The sequence below is a fragment of the Microbispora sp. CSR-4 genome (assembly GCF_008033685.1).
Classification (GTDB): domain Bacteria; phylum Actinomycetota; class Actinomycetes; order Streptosporangiales; family Streptosporangiaceae; genus Microbispora.
This window is the reverse complement of record NZ_VJVX01000054.1, coordinates 1-16,956: the sequence shown is the minus strand read 5'-3', so window position 1 is coordinate 16,956 and position 16,956 is coordinate 1. Positions and strand designations below refer to the sequence as shown.

General features: G+C 69.8%; 13 protein-coding genes and 1 pseudogene. 9 read left to right on the top strand and 5 right to left on the bottom strand.

All coding sequences use genetic code 11. The annotated features are described in order from the left end of the window. Positions 1–147: 147 nt before the first annotated feature. The 5 genes and pseudogenes from FLV34_RS30845 to FLV34_RS30825 form a co-directional block, all read right to left on the bottom strand. Positions 148–760, bottom strand: a pseudogene (locus FLV34_RS30845) (Uma2 family endonuclease). 247 nt (positions 761–1,007) lie between these two features. Continuing rightward, the gene (locus FLV34_RS30840; RefSeq protein WP_147944772.1) at positions 1,008–2,171 is read right to left on the bottom strand and encodes a polysaccharide deacetylase family protein; all 1,164 of its coding nucleotides are present in this window, start codon (positions 2,169–2,171) and stop codon (positions 1,008–1,010) included. A 487-nt stretch (positions 2,172–2,658) separates the two neighbouring features. Next, positions 2,659–3,702, bottom strand: coding sequence for a polysaccharide deacetylase family protein (locus FLV34_RS30835; RefSeq protein WP_147944771.1), 1,044 nt, complete (start codon positions 3,700–3,702; stop codon positions 2,659–2,661). A gap of 327 nt (positions 3,703–4,029) precedes the next feature. Next, positions 4,030–4,395 carry a nuclear transport factor 2 family protein gene (locus tag FLV34_RS30830; RefSeq protein WP_147944770.1) on the bottom strand — a complete coding sequence of 122 codons (366 nt, stop codon included), beginning with the start codon at positions 4,393–4,395 and terminating at the stop codon, positions 4,030–4,032. A gap of 85 nt (positions 4,396–4,480) precedes the next feature. Then, positions 4,481–6,136: a class I adenylate-forming enzyme family protein gene (locus FLV34_RS30825; protein WP_147944769.1), complete on the bottom strand. Its 1,656-nt coding sequence runs from the start codon at positions 6,134–6,136 to the stop codon at positions 4,481–4,483. Between the two features lie 219 nt (positions 6,137–6,355). Here FLV34_RS30825 and argC point away from each other — a divergent pair, with 219 nt between their 5' ends. The 9 genes from argC (at position 6,356) to tyrS (ending at position 16,260) form a co-directional block, all read left to right on the top strand. Next, entirely contained in the window at positions 6,356–7,378 is a 1,023-nt protein-coding gene (gene argC / locus FLV34_RS30820) for an N-acetyl-gamma-glutamyl-phosphate reductase (protein ID WP_147944768.1), read from the top strand. Between the two features lie 28 nt (positions 7,379–7,406). Continuing rightward, the gene (gene argJ, locus FLV34_RS30815) at positions 7,407–8,561 is read left to right on the top strand and encodes a bifunctional glutamate N-acetyltransferase/amino-acid acetyltransferase ArgJ (RefSeq protein ID WP_147944767.1); all 1,155 of its coding nucleotides are present in this window, start codon (positions 7,407–7,409) and stop codon (positions 8,559–8,561) included. After that, positions 8,558–9,514 carry an acetylglutamate kinase gene (argB, locus tag FLV34_RS30810; protein ID WP_142648964.1) on the top strand — a complete coding sequence of 319 codons (957 nt, stop codon included), beginning with the start codon at positions 8,558–8,560 and terminating at the stop codon, positions 9,512–9,514. Before argJ ends, argB begins: the two co-directional genes overlap by 4 nt. Before the next feature lie 41 nt (positions 9,515–9,555). Next, positions 9,556–10,701 carry an acetylornithine transaminase gene (locus tag FLV34_RS30805; RefSeq protein ID WP_261985969.1) on the top strand — a complete coding sequence of 382 codons (1,146 nt, stop codon included), beginning with the start codon at positions 9,556–9,558 and terminating at the stop codon, positions 10,699–10,701. Further along, on the top strand, positions 10,694–11,791 hold the full coding sequence (argF, locus tag FLV34_RS30800) for an ornithine carbamoyltransferase (protein ID WP_147944765.1): 1,098 nt from the start codon (positions 10,694–10,696) through the stop codon (positions 11,789–11,791). Before FLV34_RS30805 ends, argF begins: the two co-directional genes overlap by 8 nt. Continuing rightward, a complete protein-coding gene (locus FLV34_RS30795; RefSeq protein ID WP_260617345.1) occupies positions 11,788–12,372 on the top strand; it encodes an arginine repressor in 585 nt (194 codons plus the stop codon). The genes argF and FLV34_RS30795 overlap by 4 nt, the downstream gene beginning before the upstream one ends. A 412-nt stretch (positions 12,373–12,784) precedes the next feature. Next, the gene (gene argH, locus FLV34_RS30790) at positions 12,785–14,197 is read left to right on the top strand and encodes an argininosuccinate lyase (RefSeq protein WP_142648984.1); all 1,413 of its coding nucleotides are present in this window, start codon (positions 12,785–12,787) and stop codon (positions 14,195–14,197) included. Continuing rightward, a complete protein-coding gene (locus FLV34_RS30785; RefSeq protein WP_147944764.1) occupies positions 14,179–14,862 on the top strand; it encodes a DNA-3-methyladenine glycosylase in 684 nt (227 codons plus the stop codon). The genes argH and FLV34_RS30785 overlap by 19 nt, the downstream gene beginning before the upstream one ends. Before the next feature lie 132 nt (positions 14,863–14,994). Then, positions 14,995–16,260 (top strand): tyrosine--tRNA ligase, encoded by a 1,266-nt coding sequence (gene tyrS, locus FLV34_RS30780; protein ID WP_142648985.1) that lies wholly within the window; start codon positions 14,995–14,997, stop codon positions 16,258–16,260. Positions 16,261–16,956: the final 696 nt, after the last annotated feature.

Sequence of the window (16,956 nt, the reverse complement as noted above, 5' to 3'; positions counted from 1 at the left end):
TGGTGGTGCTGTTCACGCGCGTGAATATGAGCAGTGCTCAACTCTGGACGATACGCGCGGGTAACCAGAGGATCAATGGGGGAAATGCCCGCCGGTGAGTCCGATGCCGCCGGGGGCCGCAGGGACGCCGGCTCGCGTGGGGAAAGTTCAGAGCGTGTCGATCTCGGTGAGGTCGATGTCGATGTCGAACGGCACCGACAGCTTGAGCCGGTCGTGGTAGATCCCGGTCAGCGCGTACGTCGTGGTGGCCGGGTCGAGTTCGTACACGTAGACCGTGGGCCGCCCGGCCTGGTTCTCGATCCGCCAGAAGTGGGCGATCCCCGCCTCCGCGTAGAGCTGCGGCTTGCGCTTGCGATCCCGCTCCTCCGAGTCCGGCGAGACGACCTCGACGGCCGGCAGCACGTCACTCGCCTCGTACGCGGTTTCATCCGTCCCCTGCACCGCCTCGGCGTGAAGAACCACCATGTCGGGCTCGGGCCTTTGGCGAAGCCCGAGGACGACACTCATCTCACGGCGCACGCGCAGGTGTGCTGGGCAGAACCGGCGCAGTTCCCGTTCCAGCAGGAACAGCGTCAAGGTGTGAAAGGAGGCTTGGGGGGCTCGCGAAGACCAAGCTTCCATCGATCAACTCTGTGTGTGCGGGAAGTTGCGGCATGTGATCGAGGTCGGCCGCCGTGAAGCCTTCCACCGGAGGGAAGACCCAGCTCGGGAGACCGTGCGTGTCACTCAATGGTGCTTCGCTCCATGCCTCTGCCGTCATGCGCTCACCGTAGTAACGCATGAGCGCCTCGCGTTGTGTTTCCCCCGTGGCGTGGTGCCGGGACACCCCGTCCGAAGGCGACGAGCAGACGACAGCGGGTGCGGCGCTTCCGGGAAGCGCCGCACCGTTCCCGGCGGTCAGCCCGTGGGGCAGGAGACCGGCGGCCGGGTTCATACGACAAAGGGGTGGCCGGGTCGTGGCCCGCGGTGCGCCGGGGGTGTTCCGCACCGCGGGCCACAGGTCCGAGCTATCTGTTCCAGGTCCACTTCTGGTTGTTACCGCCGTGGCAGGAGTAGAGCTGGATCTGGGTGCCGTTGCCGGTGCCCTGCCCGACGGCGTCCAGGCACAGCCCGGACTGGACGCCCTGGATGCTGCCGTCGGAGTTCACACGCCACTTCTGGTTGTCGCCACCCCAGCAGCTGTAGATCTGAATCCTCGCGCCGTTGCCGCTGCCGGCCGCGTCCAGGCACTTGTTGCCGTACACCCGGATCTCACCGGCAGAGGTGGAGCTCCAGGTCTGGTTGCTCTGGCCATGGCAGTCCCACAGCTGCACCTGCGTGCCGTCCGAGGTGCTGGCGTTCGGCACGTCCAGGCAGCGGCCCGAGGCGACACCCCTGATCTGCCCACTGCCACCCCCGGAGGTAGGAGTCGCGCTGGGCGACTGGGGGGTCGTCGGCGACGGGGAGGCGGGTCCGCTGCCGTCGGGGGCGACGGCGCGTCCGGGGGGGGGGGGGATCATGCCGGCGCAGAGGTTGCGGCTGCGGAGGTTGGCGGCGATCTGGGGGATGGCCTGGAGGGTGGTGGCGTACTGGTCGTGCATGAGGATGATCTGGCCGTTTTGGAGTCGGCTGGCGGCCTGGACGATCTGGGAGGTGCTGGCGCCGTTCCAGTCCTGGGAGTCGACGTCCCAGATGATCTCCTTGAGGCCGAGCTGCTGTTCGATCGACTGGAGGGTGTAGTTGGTTTCGCCGTAGGGCGGGCGGAACAGCTTGGGGGCCTGTCCGGTGGCCTGCTGGATGGCCTGCTGGGTCCGCTGCAGCTCCGACTGGATCTGCGAGCTGCTCATCTGGGTCAGGTGGGGGTGGGTGTAGCTGTGGTTGCCGACCCACATGCCGGCGTCGACCTGGGCGCGTACGAGGGATTGGTTGTTCTGGGCGTTCTGGCCGATGTTGAAGAAGGTGGCGCGCAGGCCGTTGGCCTTCAACGTGTTGAGCAGGTTGGTGGTGTTGCTGGGGTTGGGGCCGTCGTCGTAGGTGAGGCCCACATACCCGGCGCTGCAGTCGGCGGCCTGGGCTGCGGTGGCGGAAAGGGTCACGGTCGCGAGCGCCGCGGTGACCACGCCCGCGAGCGCCGCGGCGAGCGTCTTCCGTAACCCTGCACGTCCTGCGGTGCGTATGGCGCTGTCGGCCATGTCTGCTCCTCCGATCGGGGAGAGGGCCGGACGGCGCTTTTCAATGACAGGTGAGCGCCGCCCGGCCCCCGTGGTTCGCCGGAGCTCATTCTGAGAAGCGTCGCTGAAACATGTCAAAGAATGGTTGGAAATGTTTCAGCCGGATGAACCGATCAAGCGCGCGATGCCCTGCCGGAACGCCGATGAACCTTTCACGCCGTCACGGACTCCGGGGCGCGGAGGGCGAGGGCGTGCTCGTCGATCCGCGCGTCGTACCTGCGGAACCTGGGCAAGACGGCCGCCATCACGCCGACCGCGGCCACGCACAGCAGCCCGCCTGCCCACACCCGTGCGGGCGGGGCGCCAGCGCGTTGACGAGCAGGAGGCGGTCGCCCGAGGCCGGTGCGCGGACCCCGGCACATGACGGCCGTACGGCGAGAGGGTCGTCCCCTCCCGCCGTACGGCCGGGCCGGCCTCCCTCGGGGTCAGGGGGCCGTCGTGAGGTCCGTCAGGACGCGCTACAGGTCAGGGCCGGCGTGGCAGCGGTGCCGTTGGCGACGAAGCCGAAGGTGGTGGAGGCACTCGCGCCCAGGCTGCCGTTCCAGGACTCGTTGCGCACGGTGATCGAGGAGCCGGAACCGGACTGGACACCTCCCCACAGCTGGCTGATCGACTGCGAACCGGGCCAGCTCCAGGTCACCGTCCAGCCCCTGATGGCCGAGCTGCCCGCGCGCACCGTGACGTTGGACTGGAACCCACCCGTCCAGGCGTTCACGGTCTCCATCGTCGCGGTGCATCCACCCTGTCCCGTCGGAGGCGTGGGCGAGGAAGAGGGGGAGGGGCTGGGCGACTGCGGGTTCGATGGGGATGGGGAGGCGGGTCCGCTGCCGTCGGGGGCGACGGCGCGTCCGGGGGGGGGGGGGATCATGCCGGCGCAGAGGGTGCGGCTGCGGAGGTTGGCGGCGATCTGGGGGATGGCCTGGACGGTGGTGGCGTACTGGTCGTGCATGAGGATGATCTGGCCGTTTTGGAGTCGGCTGGCGGCCTGGACGATCTGGGAGGTGCTGGCGCCGTTCCAGTCCTGGGAGTCGACGTCCCAGATGATCTCCTTGAGGCCGAGCTGCTGTTCGATCGACTGGAGGGTGTAGTTGGTTTCGCCGTAGGGCGGGCGGAACAGCTTGGGGGCCTGTCCGGTGGCCTGCTGGATGGCCTGCTGGGTCCGCTGCAGCTCCGACTGGATCTGCGAGCTGCTCATCTGGGTCAGGTGGGGGTGGGTGTAGCTGTGGTTGCCGACCCACATGCCGGCGTCGACCTGGGCGCGTACGAGGGATTGGTTGTTCTGGGCGTTCTGGCCGATGTTGAAGAAGGTGGCGCGCAGGCCGTTGGCCTTCAACGTGTTGAGCAGGTTGGTGGTGTTGCTGGGGTTGGGGCCGTCGTCGTAGGTGAGGCCCACATACCCGGCGCTGCAGTCGGCGGCCTGGGCTGCGGTGGCGGAAAGGGTCACGGTCGCGAGCGCCGCGGTGACCACGCCCGCGAGCGCCGCGGCGAGCATCTTCCGTAAGCCTGCACGTCGTGTGGGGGGTGCGGCGCTGTCGGCCATGTCTGCTCCTCCGATCGGGGAGAGGGCCGGACGGCGCGTGTGTTCGCCGGTAGGGGGTGCGCCGCCCGGCCCCGGGGTTCGCCGGTGCAACATTCTGGGAAGCGCCCTTGAAACATGTCAAAGATCGGCCGAAACGTTTCTATCCGAGACCCCATGAAAGAAGGCCTGTAGTGCCGAAACGCCGATGAACTTTTCAGGCCCGATGAGCACCGCTCCCGGGCATCCGGAGCCGCCCGGGAGCGGACGCCCCGGCCGGGCTCCGGAGCCCCAGGAACACGATCAGGCGGGGACCTTGTCCAGGAAGCCGTACACGTTCCGGATCCGGCCGTCCTCGGCGAAGGCCACGACGTCGAAGCCGATCACCACGGGCTCCGCCGCGCCTTCGGGGGCGAGGTGCCAGGTGAAGCGCGCGATGTCGTGGTGGCCGTCCACCGGCCCGCCCAGGGTGAACACGAACCCGGGGAACATCTCCTGCGCTCCGGCGATCACCGCGGCGACACCCTCGTGCCCGGTGACGGCGGCCAGCGGGTCGGTGTAGCCGCCGTCCTCGGTCCACAGCTCGGCCACCGCCTTCGCCCTGGCCTCGGCGTCGCGCTCGTTCCAGGCGGCGATGTAACGCTCGGCCAGGGTGGTGTAGTCGGTCATTTCCACTCCTTCGGGGATGTCTTCGTGACGACACGTGAACGGTGTCACGCACCCCCGAGGAGCGGCGATTACGCGGCAGGTAACGCTAGAGACCGAGGGTCTCCCTGCGCAGGTGGGTCTTGAGCACCTTGCCGCCGGGGTTGCGCGGCAGCTCGGCCTCCCTGAACCAGAACCGCACCGGCACCTTGAACGCCGCGATACGGCCGCGCAGGAACTCCTGGAGCTCCTCGCCGGTGGCGCTCGCGCCCCGCTTGAGCCGTACGACCGCGCCGACCTGCTCGCCCAGCTCGTCGTCGGGGATGCCGATCACGGCCGCGTCGTCCACCGCGGGGTGCTCGAACAGGGCGGCCTCGACTTCGGCGCAGTAGACGTTCTCGCCGCCCCTGATGACCATGTCCTTGGCCCGGTCGACGATGTAGACGTAGCCGTCCTCGTCGATGCGGGCCAGGTCGCCCGTGTGCAGCCAGCCGTCCACGAACGTCTCCGCCGTGGCGTCCGGGCGGTTCCAGTAGCCCATGATCACGATCGGTCCGCGGATGCACAGCTCGCCGACCATGCCGGGCGGCAGCTCCGCGCCGAGCGGGTCGCAGATCCTGACGTCCACGACGGCGAGCGGCAGTCCGATGCTGTCGGGCCTGGCCAGGTAGTCCCTGCCGCTGTTGTAGATCGCGAGCGCCGTCGTCTCGGTCATGCCGTACCCGTTGGCCGGCGTGCGGTTGGGGAGCGACTCGGTGATCCGCTCCAGCAGCTTCGGCGGGGCCGGAGCGCCGCCGTACGAGACGGAGCCGAGCGAGGAGATGTCGTGCTTGTCCAGATCGGGGTGTGACAGCAGCTGCCAGGCGTTGGTCGGCACGCCGCTCATCACGGTGACCTTCTCGCGCTCGATGAGCTCCAGGGCCCGCTTGGGGTCCCACTTGTACATGAGCACGAGCCCGCCGCCGCTGAACATCGTGGTCATCAGCACGGCGAAGCACCCGGTGACGTGGAAGAGGGGCACGGTCAGCAGGGTGATCCTGCGCTTTTCCGCCGCCGCGGCCACGTCCCGGCCGGCCATCGCCACCGTGCGCATCATCGCGTACGCGACGGTCATCGGCGCCTGGCCGAGGTTGCGGTGGCTGCCGAGTGCGCCCTTGGACCTGCCGGTGGTGCCGGAAGTGTAGAAGATCGTGGCGGGGTCGTCGGGGCCGAGCTCGACCTGCGGCAGCGTCACGTCGGCGCGGACCTCGCCGAGGACCTCGGACCAGTTGGCGCCCTCACCGCGGGTGACGATCATCGGCAGGCCGCTGCCGGCCATCCGCGCGGCGCGCTCGCCGTCGGCGATCACGACCTTGGCGCCCGAGTCGCTCAGGCCATATTCCAGCTCCTGCTCGGTCCACCAGGCGTTGAGCGGTACGGCCACCGCCCCTGCGGCGAGCACGGCGGAGAAGGAGACGATCCATTCGGGGTAGTTGCGCATGGCCACGGCGACGCGGTCGCCCTTGCGTACGCCATAGTCGTTCACCAGGCGGTTGGCGAGGGTCGCGGCCAGCCGGAAATGCTCCTCATAGGTGAGGTGTTCGTCCTCGTAGACGACGAACACCTTGTCCCCATGAAACCGGGTGATTTCCAGGAGGGCCCGGAAGGTCGCGGGAGCGTGCTTCCACGCCCGGATCTTGTGACCGCCGACCTCGACCTCTTCCATTTCGAAGAGCTGCCCGGGCGCCGTGAGCTGGGCCTGGACCTGTTCGTTCGTGATCGTCATGCTGGCGCACTCCCGGACTCGTTCGTTAACCGGATGTTTCACGATACCGACCGGTAGGTACGTCGGCTAGATGTCCCTCTCTCGGAACGCCGCTTGCATGCTCATGCTTTACGATGCATACTCTCTACACCAGCAAGAACATGAGGTCCGCTGCATGATCATGCAGTGACCGGGATACAGATCCCTTGAGACAGGGCTCAGTGAAGACAGGGGGCGCGGATGAGGGCGGCCATCGCCGGAGCCAGCGGCTACGCGGGAGGAGAGCTGCTCCGTCTGCTGCTCGGGCATCCCGCTGTCGAGATCGGTGCCCTGACCGCCGCGTCCAGCGCGGGCAGCAGGCTCGGCGCCCACCAGCCCCACCTGCCGTCGCTGGCCGACCGGGTGATCGAAGAGACCACCCCCGACGTGCTCGCCGGTCACGACGTCGTCTTCCTCGCCCTCCCGCACGGTCAGTCGGCCGCGGTCGCCGCCGAGCTCGGCGACGGCGCACTCGTCGTCGACTGCGGCGCCGACTTCCGGCTGACCAGCGCGCAAGAGTGGACCGCATTCTACGGCGGCGTCCACGCCGGCACGTGGCCCTACGGCCTGCCCGAGCTGCCCGGTCAGCGCGAGGTCCTGCGCGGCGCCCGGCGCATCGCCGTCCCCGGCTGCTACCCGACGGCGGTGACGCTCGCGCTGTTCCCCGCCTTCGCGGCCGGGCTGGCCGAGCCCGACGTCGTGGTCGTCGCCGCGAGCGGCACCTCCGGAGCCGGCCGGGCGCCCAAGGCCCATCTGCTCGGCAGCGAGGTGATGGGCTCGGTCAGCGCGTACGGCGTGGGCGGGGTCCACCGGCACACCCCCGAGATGGAGCAGAACCTGTCGGCGGTCGCCGGACGGCCGGTCCGCGTGTCGTTCACGCCGACCCTCGCGCCGATGAGCCGCGGCATCCTCGCCACCTGTACGGCTCCCGCCGTGCCGGGCGTCACCCGAGCCGCGCTCCGGGAGGCGTACGAGACGGCGGTGAAGGACGAGCCGTTCCTCCACCTGCTGCCCGAGGGGACATGGCCGGCGACCGCGATGACGGTCGGGGCCAACACCGCGGTGCTGCAGGTCACCCTCGACGAGCGGGCCGGACGGATCGTCGCCGTCGTCGCCATCGACAACCTCACCAAGGGGACCGCGGGCGGCGCGATCCAGAGCGCCAATCTCGCTCTCGGCCTTCCGGAAGAAGTCGGTCTTCCCACCAATGGAGTCGCCCCGTGATGAACATCGTCCCCTGTGAGGAGCGCGCATGAGTGTGACCGCACCCCTGGGTTTCCGCGCCGCAGGAGTCGCCGCGGGGATCAAGAGCGGCGGCGCCCGCGACCTGGCCCTGGTCGTCAACGACGGCCCCTCGCGTGCCGCGGCCGGCGTCTTCACCAGCAACCGTTTCAAGGCCGCGCCGGTCCTGTGGTCGGCCCAGGTCCTCTCCGGCGGCCGGGTGAGGGCCGTCGTCCTCAACTCCGGCGGCGCCAACGCCTGCACCGGCCCGCTCGGCTTCCAGGACACCCACGCCACCGCCGAGAAGGTGGCGGAGGTCCTCGACGACTCCGCGGCCGAGATCGCGGTCTGCTCCACCGGCCTGATCGGCGAGCGGCTGCCGATGGACGCGCTGCTCGGCGGCGTGGGGACCGCGGCCGCCCAGCTCAGCCGCGACGGCGGCCTGGCGGCGGCCGACGCGATCCGCACCACCGACACCGTCAGCAAGATCTCCTTCCGCCGTGGCGAGACGGGCTACATGGTGGGCGGCATGGCGAAGGGCGCCGGGATGCTCGCGCCCGCGCTCGCCACGATGCTGTGCGTGATCACCACCGACGCCGACCTCACATCCGAGGAACTCGACACGGTGCTGCGCAAGGCGACGTCCGTGACGTTCGACCGGCTCGACACCGACGGCTGCATGTCGACCAACGACACCGTGCTGCTGCTCGCGAGCGGAGCGTCGGGCGTGCGCCCCGACCTCGTCGAGTTCGAGAAGGTCGTCACCGCGGTCTGCGCGGACCTGGCCCGGCAGCTTCTGGTCGACGCCGAGGGCGCCACGAAGGCGATCGCCATCGAGGTCGTCGGCGCGGCGTCGGAGGAGGACGCGGTGGCGGTGGGCCGGGCGGTCGCCCGCTCGAACCTGCTCAAGTGCGCGATCCACGGCGAGGACCCCAACTGGGGCCGCGTGGTCAGCGCGGTCGGCACCACCGACGCCGTGTTCGACGCCGATCGGGTCAACGTGGCGGTCAACGGCATCTGGATCTGCCGTGGCGGCGCGGCGGGAGACGACCGCGACAAGGTCGACCTGCGCCCCCGCGACGTCACCATCACCATCGACCTGTCCGCCGGCCCGCACACCGCGACCGTGCACACCACCGACCTCACGGCGGCGTACGTGCACGAGAACTCGGCGTACTCGTCATGAGCGTCAGGCGGAACGGCGCCCTGGACAAGGCGCACACCCTGATCGAGGCGCTGCCCTGGCTCGCGCGCTTCCACGGCGCGACCGTCGTCATCAAATACGGCGGCAACGCCATGACGGAGGAGCACCTGCGGGCCAAGTTCGCGGCCGACGTGGTGTTCCTCCGCTACGCGGGACTGCGGCCGGTGATCGTGCACGGCGGCGGCCCGCAGATCCAGTCGCACCTCGATCTGCTCGGGATCGACAGCCACTTCGTGTCCGGGCTGCGGGTGACCACACCCGAGGCGATGCAGGTCGTCCGGATGGTGCTGGTCGGCCAGGTCAACCGCGACGTGGTCGGGCTGATCAACGGGCACGGGCCGTTCGCGGTCGGCATGTCCGGCGAGGACGCCCACCTGTTCACGGCCGAGCGCAAGCATGTCGTGGTCGACGGCGTCAAGGTGGACATCGGCCAGGTCGGGGAGATCGTCCGGGTCGAGGCGGGCGCCGTCCGGGCGCTTCTCGACGACGGCCGCATCCCGGTGGTGTCGTCCGTGGCCCGTGGCGAGGACGGCGGGATCTACAACGTCAACGCCGACACCGCCGCCGCGGCCCTCGCCGTGGCGCTCCAGGCGTCGAAGCTCATCGTGCTCACCGACGTCGAAGGGCTGTACGCCGACTGGCCGAACAGCGAAGAGGTCGTCAGCCGGATCGGGGCGTCCGAACTCGCCGCGCTGCTGCCCTCACTGTCGAGCGGCATGGTGCCGAAGATGGAGGCATGCCTGTCCGCGGTGCGCGGCGGCGTCCCCCAGGCCCACGTGCTCGACGGGCGGGTGCCGCACGCGCTGCTGCTGGAGGTCTTCACCGACGAAGGCATCGGGACGATGGTCGAGCCCGACGACGCCGCTCCGGCGGCGCGAGGCGAGGCCGACGGAGCGGCGGCGGACGGCGCCGTCAACGGGGAGGTTGCCAGGTGACCACCAATGACGAACTGCGCGCACGCTTCGAAGCGGCGTTCATGCGCAACTACGGGGTGCCGCCGGTCGCCATCGCCCGCGGTGAGGGCTGCTCCGTCTGGGATGTGGACGGCCGCCACTACCTCGATCTCATCGGCGGCATCGCGGTGACCTCGCTCGGCCACAACCACCCGGCCCTGGTCGAGGCGGTGTCCCGCCAGGTGGCCACTCTCGCGCACACCTCGAACCTCTACCTGCACGAGCCCGAGGTGCTGCTCGCCGAGAAACTGCTCGGACTGCTCGGAGAGCCCGCGCGGGTCTTCCTCTCCAACTCCGGCACCGAGGCCAACGAGGCGGCCGTCAAGATCGCCATCAAGTACGGCAAGACGCACGGCCGCGGCTACGTCGTAGCGACGGAGAACGGCTTCCATGGCCGCACGCTCGGCGCGCTGTCGCTGACGGGCAAGCCCTCGATCCGCGACCAGTTCGGGCCGTTCCCGCTAGACGTCCGGTTCGTACAGTTCGGGGATGCGGACGCGCTCAAGAGCGCGGTGACCGAAGACTGCGCCGCGGTCTTCCTGGAGCCCGCCCAGGGTGAGGCGGGCGTCATACCGGCGCCCGACGGCTACTTCCGCGCCGCAAGGGAGATCTGCTCCTCGGCGGGGGCACTGTTCGTCGCCGACGAGATCCAGTCGGCCATCGGCCGCATCGGGCACTGGTTCGCCCACCAGGCGGAGGGGGTCGTCCCCGACGTCCTGACGCTGGCCAAGGGCCTCGGCGGAGGACTGCCCATCGGTGCCTGCATCGGCTTCGGCGAGGCCGGCGAGGTCTTCGCGAAGGGCGACCACGGCTCGACCTTCGGCGGCAACCCGGTCTCGTGCGCGGCGGCGCTCGCCGTGCTCGACACGATCGAGAGCGACGGGCTGCTCGGCAACGTCGCGAAGATGGGGGCGCTGCTGTCCGAGGGCATCGCCGCCGTGCGGCATCCGCTGCTCAAGGGGGTCAGGGGGCGCGGGCTCTGGCTGGCCGCCGTGCTCACCGCGCCGAAGTCGGCGCAGGTGCAGGCGGCGGCGCAGGAGGCCGGCTTCCTGGTCAACGCCCTGCAGCCCGACGCGGTACGGCTCGCGCCGCCGCTTGTCATCACCGAGTCCGACGTTCAGACCTTCCTCGACGCGCTGCCCGGGATCCTGGAGGCCGCAGATGCCTGACAACGTTGTGAACCCCGCCACCGGCCCGGCCCCGCACGGCTCCGCGGCGCAGGTGAGGCAGGGCGCGGACCCGGCGCAGGTGAGGCAGGGCGCGGACCCGGCGCAGGTGAGGCAGGGCGCGGACCCGGCGCAGGTGAGGCAGGGCGCGGACCCGGCGCAAGTTAGACACTTCCTGCGGGACGACGATCTGTCGCCGGAGGAGCAGGCCCAGGTGCTCGACCTCGCCGAGGCGATGAAGAAGGACCGGTTCGGCTACCGGCCCTTCGAGGGCCCTCGCACGGTCGCCGTGCTGTTCGACAAGCCGTCCACCCGCACCCGGTTCTCGTTCGCGGTCGGCGTCGCCGAGCTGGGCGGCCAGCCTCTGATCATGGACCTCGGCACCTCGCAGATGGGGCGCGGGGAGCCGATCGAGGACACCGCGCGGGTGCTGTGCCGCCAGGTCGCGGCGATCGTGTGGCGGACGGCCGGTCAGGAGCGCATCGAGGCGATGGCGGCGTACTCGACGGTGCCGGTGGTGAACGCGCTGACCGACGAGTTCCACCCCTGCCAGATCCTCGCCGACCTCCAGACGATCCGGGAGCACAAGGGCTCGCCGCGGGGCCTCACGCTCGCCTACCTCGGCGACGGCGCCAACAACATGGCCCACTCCTACCTGCTGGGCGGGGCCACGGCCGGCATGCACGTCCGGATCGGGGCGCCGGTGGGCTACCTGCCCGACGCCCTGGTCGTGGAGCGGGCCGCCGAGATCGCGGCGACCACCGGCGGATCGGTCACGGTGGTGAGCGACCCGGAGGCCGCGGTGGCCGGCGCGCATGTCGTCGCGACCGACACCTGGGTGTCCATGGGCCAGGACGGCAAGGACGAGCGGATCGCGGCCTTCGCCTCCTACCAGGTGAGCGCCGCCCTGCTCGGCCTGGCGAATCCTGACGCGATCGTGCTTCACTGTCTCCCGGCATACCGGGGATTGGAAATCGCCGCGGACGTCATCGACGGGCCGCAGAGCGTGGTGTGGGATCAGGCGGAAAACCGGCTGCACGCCCAGAAGGCACTGCTGCACTGGCTGACGACGCGGGGTGCGGAGGGATCGTGACCATCCCGCTGACGAAGGCGGCCCGTCACGCGCGAATCGTGGAACTGCTGACCAGGCACAAGGTCCGCTCGCAACCCGAGCTGGCCAAGCTCCTGGCGGAGCAGGGAGTGGAGGTCACCCAGGCCACGCTCTCCCGCGATCTCGACGAGCTGGGCGCGCTGAAGTTGCGGGCCGACGACGGCACGCTGGTCTACGCGCTGCCAGGCGAGGGCGGGGGACGGATACCGCTCTATCGCACCGGCGCCGTGAACGGCATGCCGGAAAACCCCGACGCGCGGCTGCGGAGGATCGCGGAGGAGCTCCTGGTGTCGGCCGAGGCGTCGGCCAACCTCGTGATACTGCGCACGCCGCCGGGAGCGGCACAGTTTCTCGCCTCGGCGATCGACCACGCGGGCTGGGAGTCCATTCTCGGCACGGTGGCCGGCGACGACACGATCCTCGTCATCAGCCGTGACCCGACCGGGGGGAAGGCGCTGGCGGAGTCCCTGCTGAGCCTGGCCACCCGCCGTGCGCCCGACGTGAGCAGGCCCAAGATCGCCGTGGAGGTCCGCGACCACGGCAGCGGGAAGCGGGAAGCATGACGGACCGGGTCCGTTCGCCGGCGGACTTGGCCCGCCGAAGGGCATTTCCCGGGCAATGGGAAGACCGGCGTGGACACCACCCGAGAAGGGCCCGCCGATCGACGTCAGCGGGAGATCGCCGAACTGATGGATCACAACGAGATCGCGGCCGCGCGGGGCGCCCGCCAGGCCTGATTCACCCGGCATACGCCCCGGTTCCAATGCAGGGACCGGGGCGTACGTCGGCTAAGGTCGCGGATTAGTCCCGCAGAAGGATCCGCGTGAAGGATTTGCGCGCCCGAGATTCGGCAGAGAATCCCGGAGAAGACGCGAAGACCCACATACGACGGCCCCGGGCGGGAACGGCGCGCGGTCATCTTTTCTGCAGGGACTCGAATATCGGAGGGAGAAGACGGTGGCGGACAACAAGCCGATGCGGCTCTGGGGTGGCAGGTTCGAGGGGGGACCCGCGGACGCCCTCACGCGCCTGTCGGTGAGCGTGCAGTTCGACTGGCGGCTCGCGCCGTACGATCTGCTGGCCTCGCGCGCGCACGCGCGCGTGCTGCACCGCGCCGGGCTGCTGACCCAGGAGGAGCTCGACCGCATGCTGGGCGCGCTCGACGACCTCGACCAGGCGTGCCGCAAGGGAGAGTTCCGCCCCACCGTGGCCGACGAGGACGTGCACACCGCGCTGGAGCGCGGCCTGCTCGAACGGCTCGGTTCGCTGGGCGGCAAGCTCCGCGCCGGCCGCAGCCGCAACGACCAGATCGCCACCGACCTGCGCCTCTACCTGCGTGACCACGTCCGCGTGATCGTCTCCCGGCTCGTCGAGCTGGAGACGGCGCTGATCAGCCAGGCAGAGGAGAACACCGACGTCGCCGCCCCCGGCATGACACACCTGCAGCACGCCCAGCCCGTGTCGTTCGGCCACCAGCTCCTGGCCCACGTGCACGCGCTCACCCGCGACGTGGACCGCCTCCGCGACTGGGACAGGCGCGCGGCGATCTCGCCGCTCGGCTCGGGCGCGCTGGCCGGGTCCTCCCTGCCGCTCGACCCCGCCGCCGTCGCCGCGGAGCTCGGTTTTGACGCCCCCGCGCCGAACTCGATGGACGCGGTCGCCGACCGCGACTTCGCGGCCGAGTTCCTGTTCTGCGCGGCGCTGATCGGCGTGCACATCTCCCGGCTCGGCGAGGAGATCGTGCTGTGGGCCTCGCAGGAGTTCCGATGGATCGAGGTGGACGACGCCTACTCCACCGGCTCGTCGATCATGCCGCAGAAGAAGAACCCCGACGTCGCCGAGCTGGCGAGGGGCAAGAGCGGCCGGCTGATCGGTTCGCTGATGTCGCTGCTGACGACCCTCAAGGGCCTGCCGCTCACCTACAACCGCGACCTGCAGGAGGACAAGGAGCCGGTGTTCGACGCGGTCGACACCCTGCTCCTCGTGCTCCCCGCCGTGTCGGGCATGGTGTCCACGATGCGCGTCAACAAGGCCAAGCTGGAGGCCAGCGCGCCCGACGGCTTCGCCCTGGCCACCGACCTCGCCGAACTGCTGGTCCGCCGTGGGGTGCCGTTCCGCGAGGCGCACGAGGCCGTCGGCCACCTGGTGGTGTGGTGCCAGGTGAACGACAAGGACCTCGGTGAGCTCACCGACGACGAGCTGGCCAAGGTCTCGCCGCACTTCGCCGTCGACGCATCCGGCGCGAGCGTCCGTGACGTGCTGAACGTGCACGGAGCGCTGGCCGCCCGCAGCGCATTCGGCGGCACCGCGCCCGACCGGGTCCGCGACCAGATCGCGAACCTCCGCGATGTCGTCGACGGTCAGGCGGCATGGGCGAACGAGAGCTGATCGAAGACGTCGCGGGCGCTCCGCTCGGCCGCGACTTCTTCGACCGCCCATCGGACGTGGTCGCGCCCGACCTGCTCGGCCGCGTGGTCGTGCACGGGTCGGTGGCCGTGCGGCTGAGCGAGGTCGAGGCGTACGGCGGGCCGGGGCCGGACCCGGCCGCCCACACCTACCGGGGCCGCACGCCACGCAACGCGGTCATGTTCGGCCCGCCGGGGCACCTCTACGTCTACTTCACGTACGGCATGCACTACTGCGCCAATCTCGTGTGCATGCCCGAGGGCACCGGCTCGGCCGTCCTGTTACGCGCCGGCGAGGTGATCGCGGGCGTGCACAGCGCGCGCATCCGGCGCATGCCGCACGCCGACGGCCCGGACCTTGAGGGATTGGTGCGGCGCGTGCCCGACCGCGACCTCGCACGCGGACCGGCCCGGCTCACGGTCGCGCTCGGCCTGGTCCGGGAGCACAACGGAACGGACTGCTGCTCCGGCGGCCCGATCCGGGTGCACGAGGGCAGGCCCGTGCCGTCCGGCCAGGTCAGGACGGGTCCTCGCACCGGCGTGTCGGCGGGCGCCGAGACGCCCTGGAGGTTCTGGATCGACGGCGACCCCACCGTCTCGCCCTACCGTGCCCACGTTCCCCGGCGTCGCGGCCGTGCCACGAGCTGACGCGCGGGTAAGAAGTGGCGATAAAGTTCCGTGATCAGGCAGGCTTGTACGGAAGCCCCGTACATCCACCATCGATAAGCGAAAGCCACGACCGTGACCGCAACTTCAGGCAACCTCGTGCCGACGTCGGAGATGGCTGACATCCTCGACGAGCTCGAGTGGCGCGACGTGATCGCGCAGACGACCGACATCGACGCGCTGCGCAAGGCGCTGGCCGACGGTCCGATCACCGTGTATGCGGGCTTCGACCCGACCGCACCCTCGCTGCACGTGGGCAACCTGGCCACGCTGCTGATCCTGACCCGCTTTCAGCGGGCGGGGCACCGGCCTATCGGCCTGGTCGGAGGCGCCACCGGTTTGATCGGCGACCCGAGCGGCCGCAGCACCGAGCGGGCACTCAACTCCAGCGACATCGTCGCGGAATGGGTGTCACGAATCCGGGTGCAGGTCGAGAAGTTCCTGTCCTTCGAGGAGGGGCCGACAGCCGCCACGCTGGTCAGCAACCTCGACTGGACCGCGAAACTGTCGGCGATCGACTTCCTGCGGGACGTCGGCAAGCACTTCCCCGTCAACCGCATGCTGGCAAGGGAGTCGGTCTCCGCCCGGCTCTCCGGCGAGGGGCTCAGCTACACCGAGTTCAGCTACCAGATCCTGCAGGCCAACGACTACCTCGAGCTGTACCGGCGGCACGGATGCATGTTGCAGGTCGGCGGCAGCGACCAGTGGGGCAACATCACGGCCGGAGTCGATCTGATCCGCCGGGTCGAGGGCGCGCATGTCCACGCGTTGACCGGCAAGCTGATCACCAAGGCCGACGGCACGAAGTTCGGCAAGACGGCCGGTGGTGCGGTCTGGCTTGATCCCGCGCTCACCTCGCCGTACGCGTTCTACCAATACTGGTTGAACGCCGACGACCGAGACGTGGTGCGGTTCCTCAAGGTCTTCACCTTCCGTACGCGGGAGGAGATCGACGAGCTGGAGAAGGCCGTGGCCGAGCGGCCGGCCGCTCGTGAGGCGCAGCGCGCCCTGGCCGAGGACCTGACCACTCTGGTCCACGGCGCCGATGAGCTCGCCCGGGTGATCGCCGCCTCGCGTGCGCTGTTCGGGCAGGGCTCGCTCGCCGAGCTCGACGCCCGGACACTGGAGTCCGCCCTCGCCGAGGTGCCCAAGGCGGTCGTGCCCGCCCTGGGGGCGCCGTACGTCGAGCTGCTCGCGCAGAGCGGTCTGGTGGAGTCGAAGTCGGCGGCGCGCCGGGCAGTGAAGGAGGGCGGCGCGTACCTGAACAACGTGAAGATCACCGATGAGGAGTACGTGCCCTCGGCGGACGACCTGCTGCACGGCCGGTTCCTCGTGCTGCGCAGGGGCAAGAAGACGGTCGGCGGCATCGAGGTCGCCTGATCTACCGCATTGAACAGCCGCTTCGGTCCGAGACCGGGGCGGCTGTTTCATGCCCAAGAGTCGTTGTGGCGAAGGTAACAGTCGTATGACCTGGAAGGTAGCCGGCGCCGGAAGTTCCCGTCTGACTTGGGGTTTCGGCCATCTCGGCGTGATTTGACGGCAGAGTCGGTGTTGCCTAATGTTTTCCTCGCCCCCGGGGGGTGCGGGACGCCGAGAGGCGGCCGGACCCGGAGGGCAAGCCACTCCGACAGCCACCCAGGCGAGGCGCTTGCGTCAAGTCCGGGTCGCTCGTGGCGCGATCAGACCGAAAGGTTTGACACGAAGCGGGCGAGGGTTTAGTATGGAGTGGTTGCCCCGAAAGGGGCGGTCACTCTAACAAGAGCATCGACCGAGATCGTGTGGCCCTCCAGGTCCGCGACGCGGCGATAGTCGTAGAGTCGGCCGAACGGAAGTCATCGCCCTGGATCTCGGGACTCCTTCGTGGGTTTCGGGTGATGGTGGTCGCGTCCGTTTCTTGAGAACTCAACAGTGTGCTAAAAGCCAGTGCATGAATCATGCATGACCCCGTCATAGCGGCATCGTTGGTGGTGCCGGTGACGGATTCCTTTGACGGCACCTTTCCTTAGCCGGGGGGTGCCGGCCAGAGTGATCTCTTTTCAAGCATTGTTTGGAGAGTTTGATCCTGGCTCAGGACGA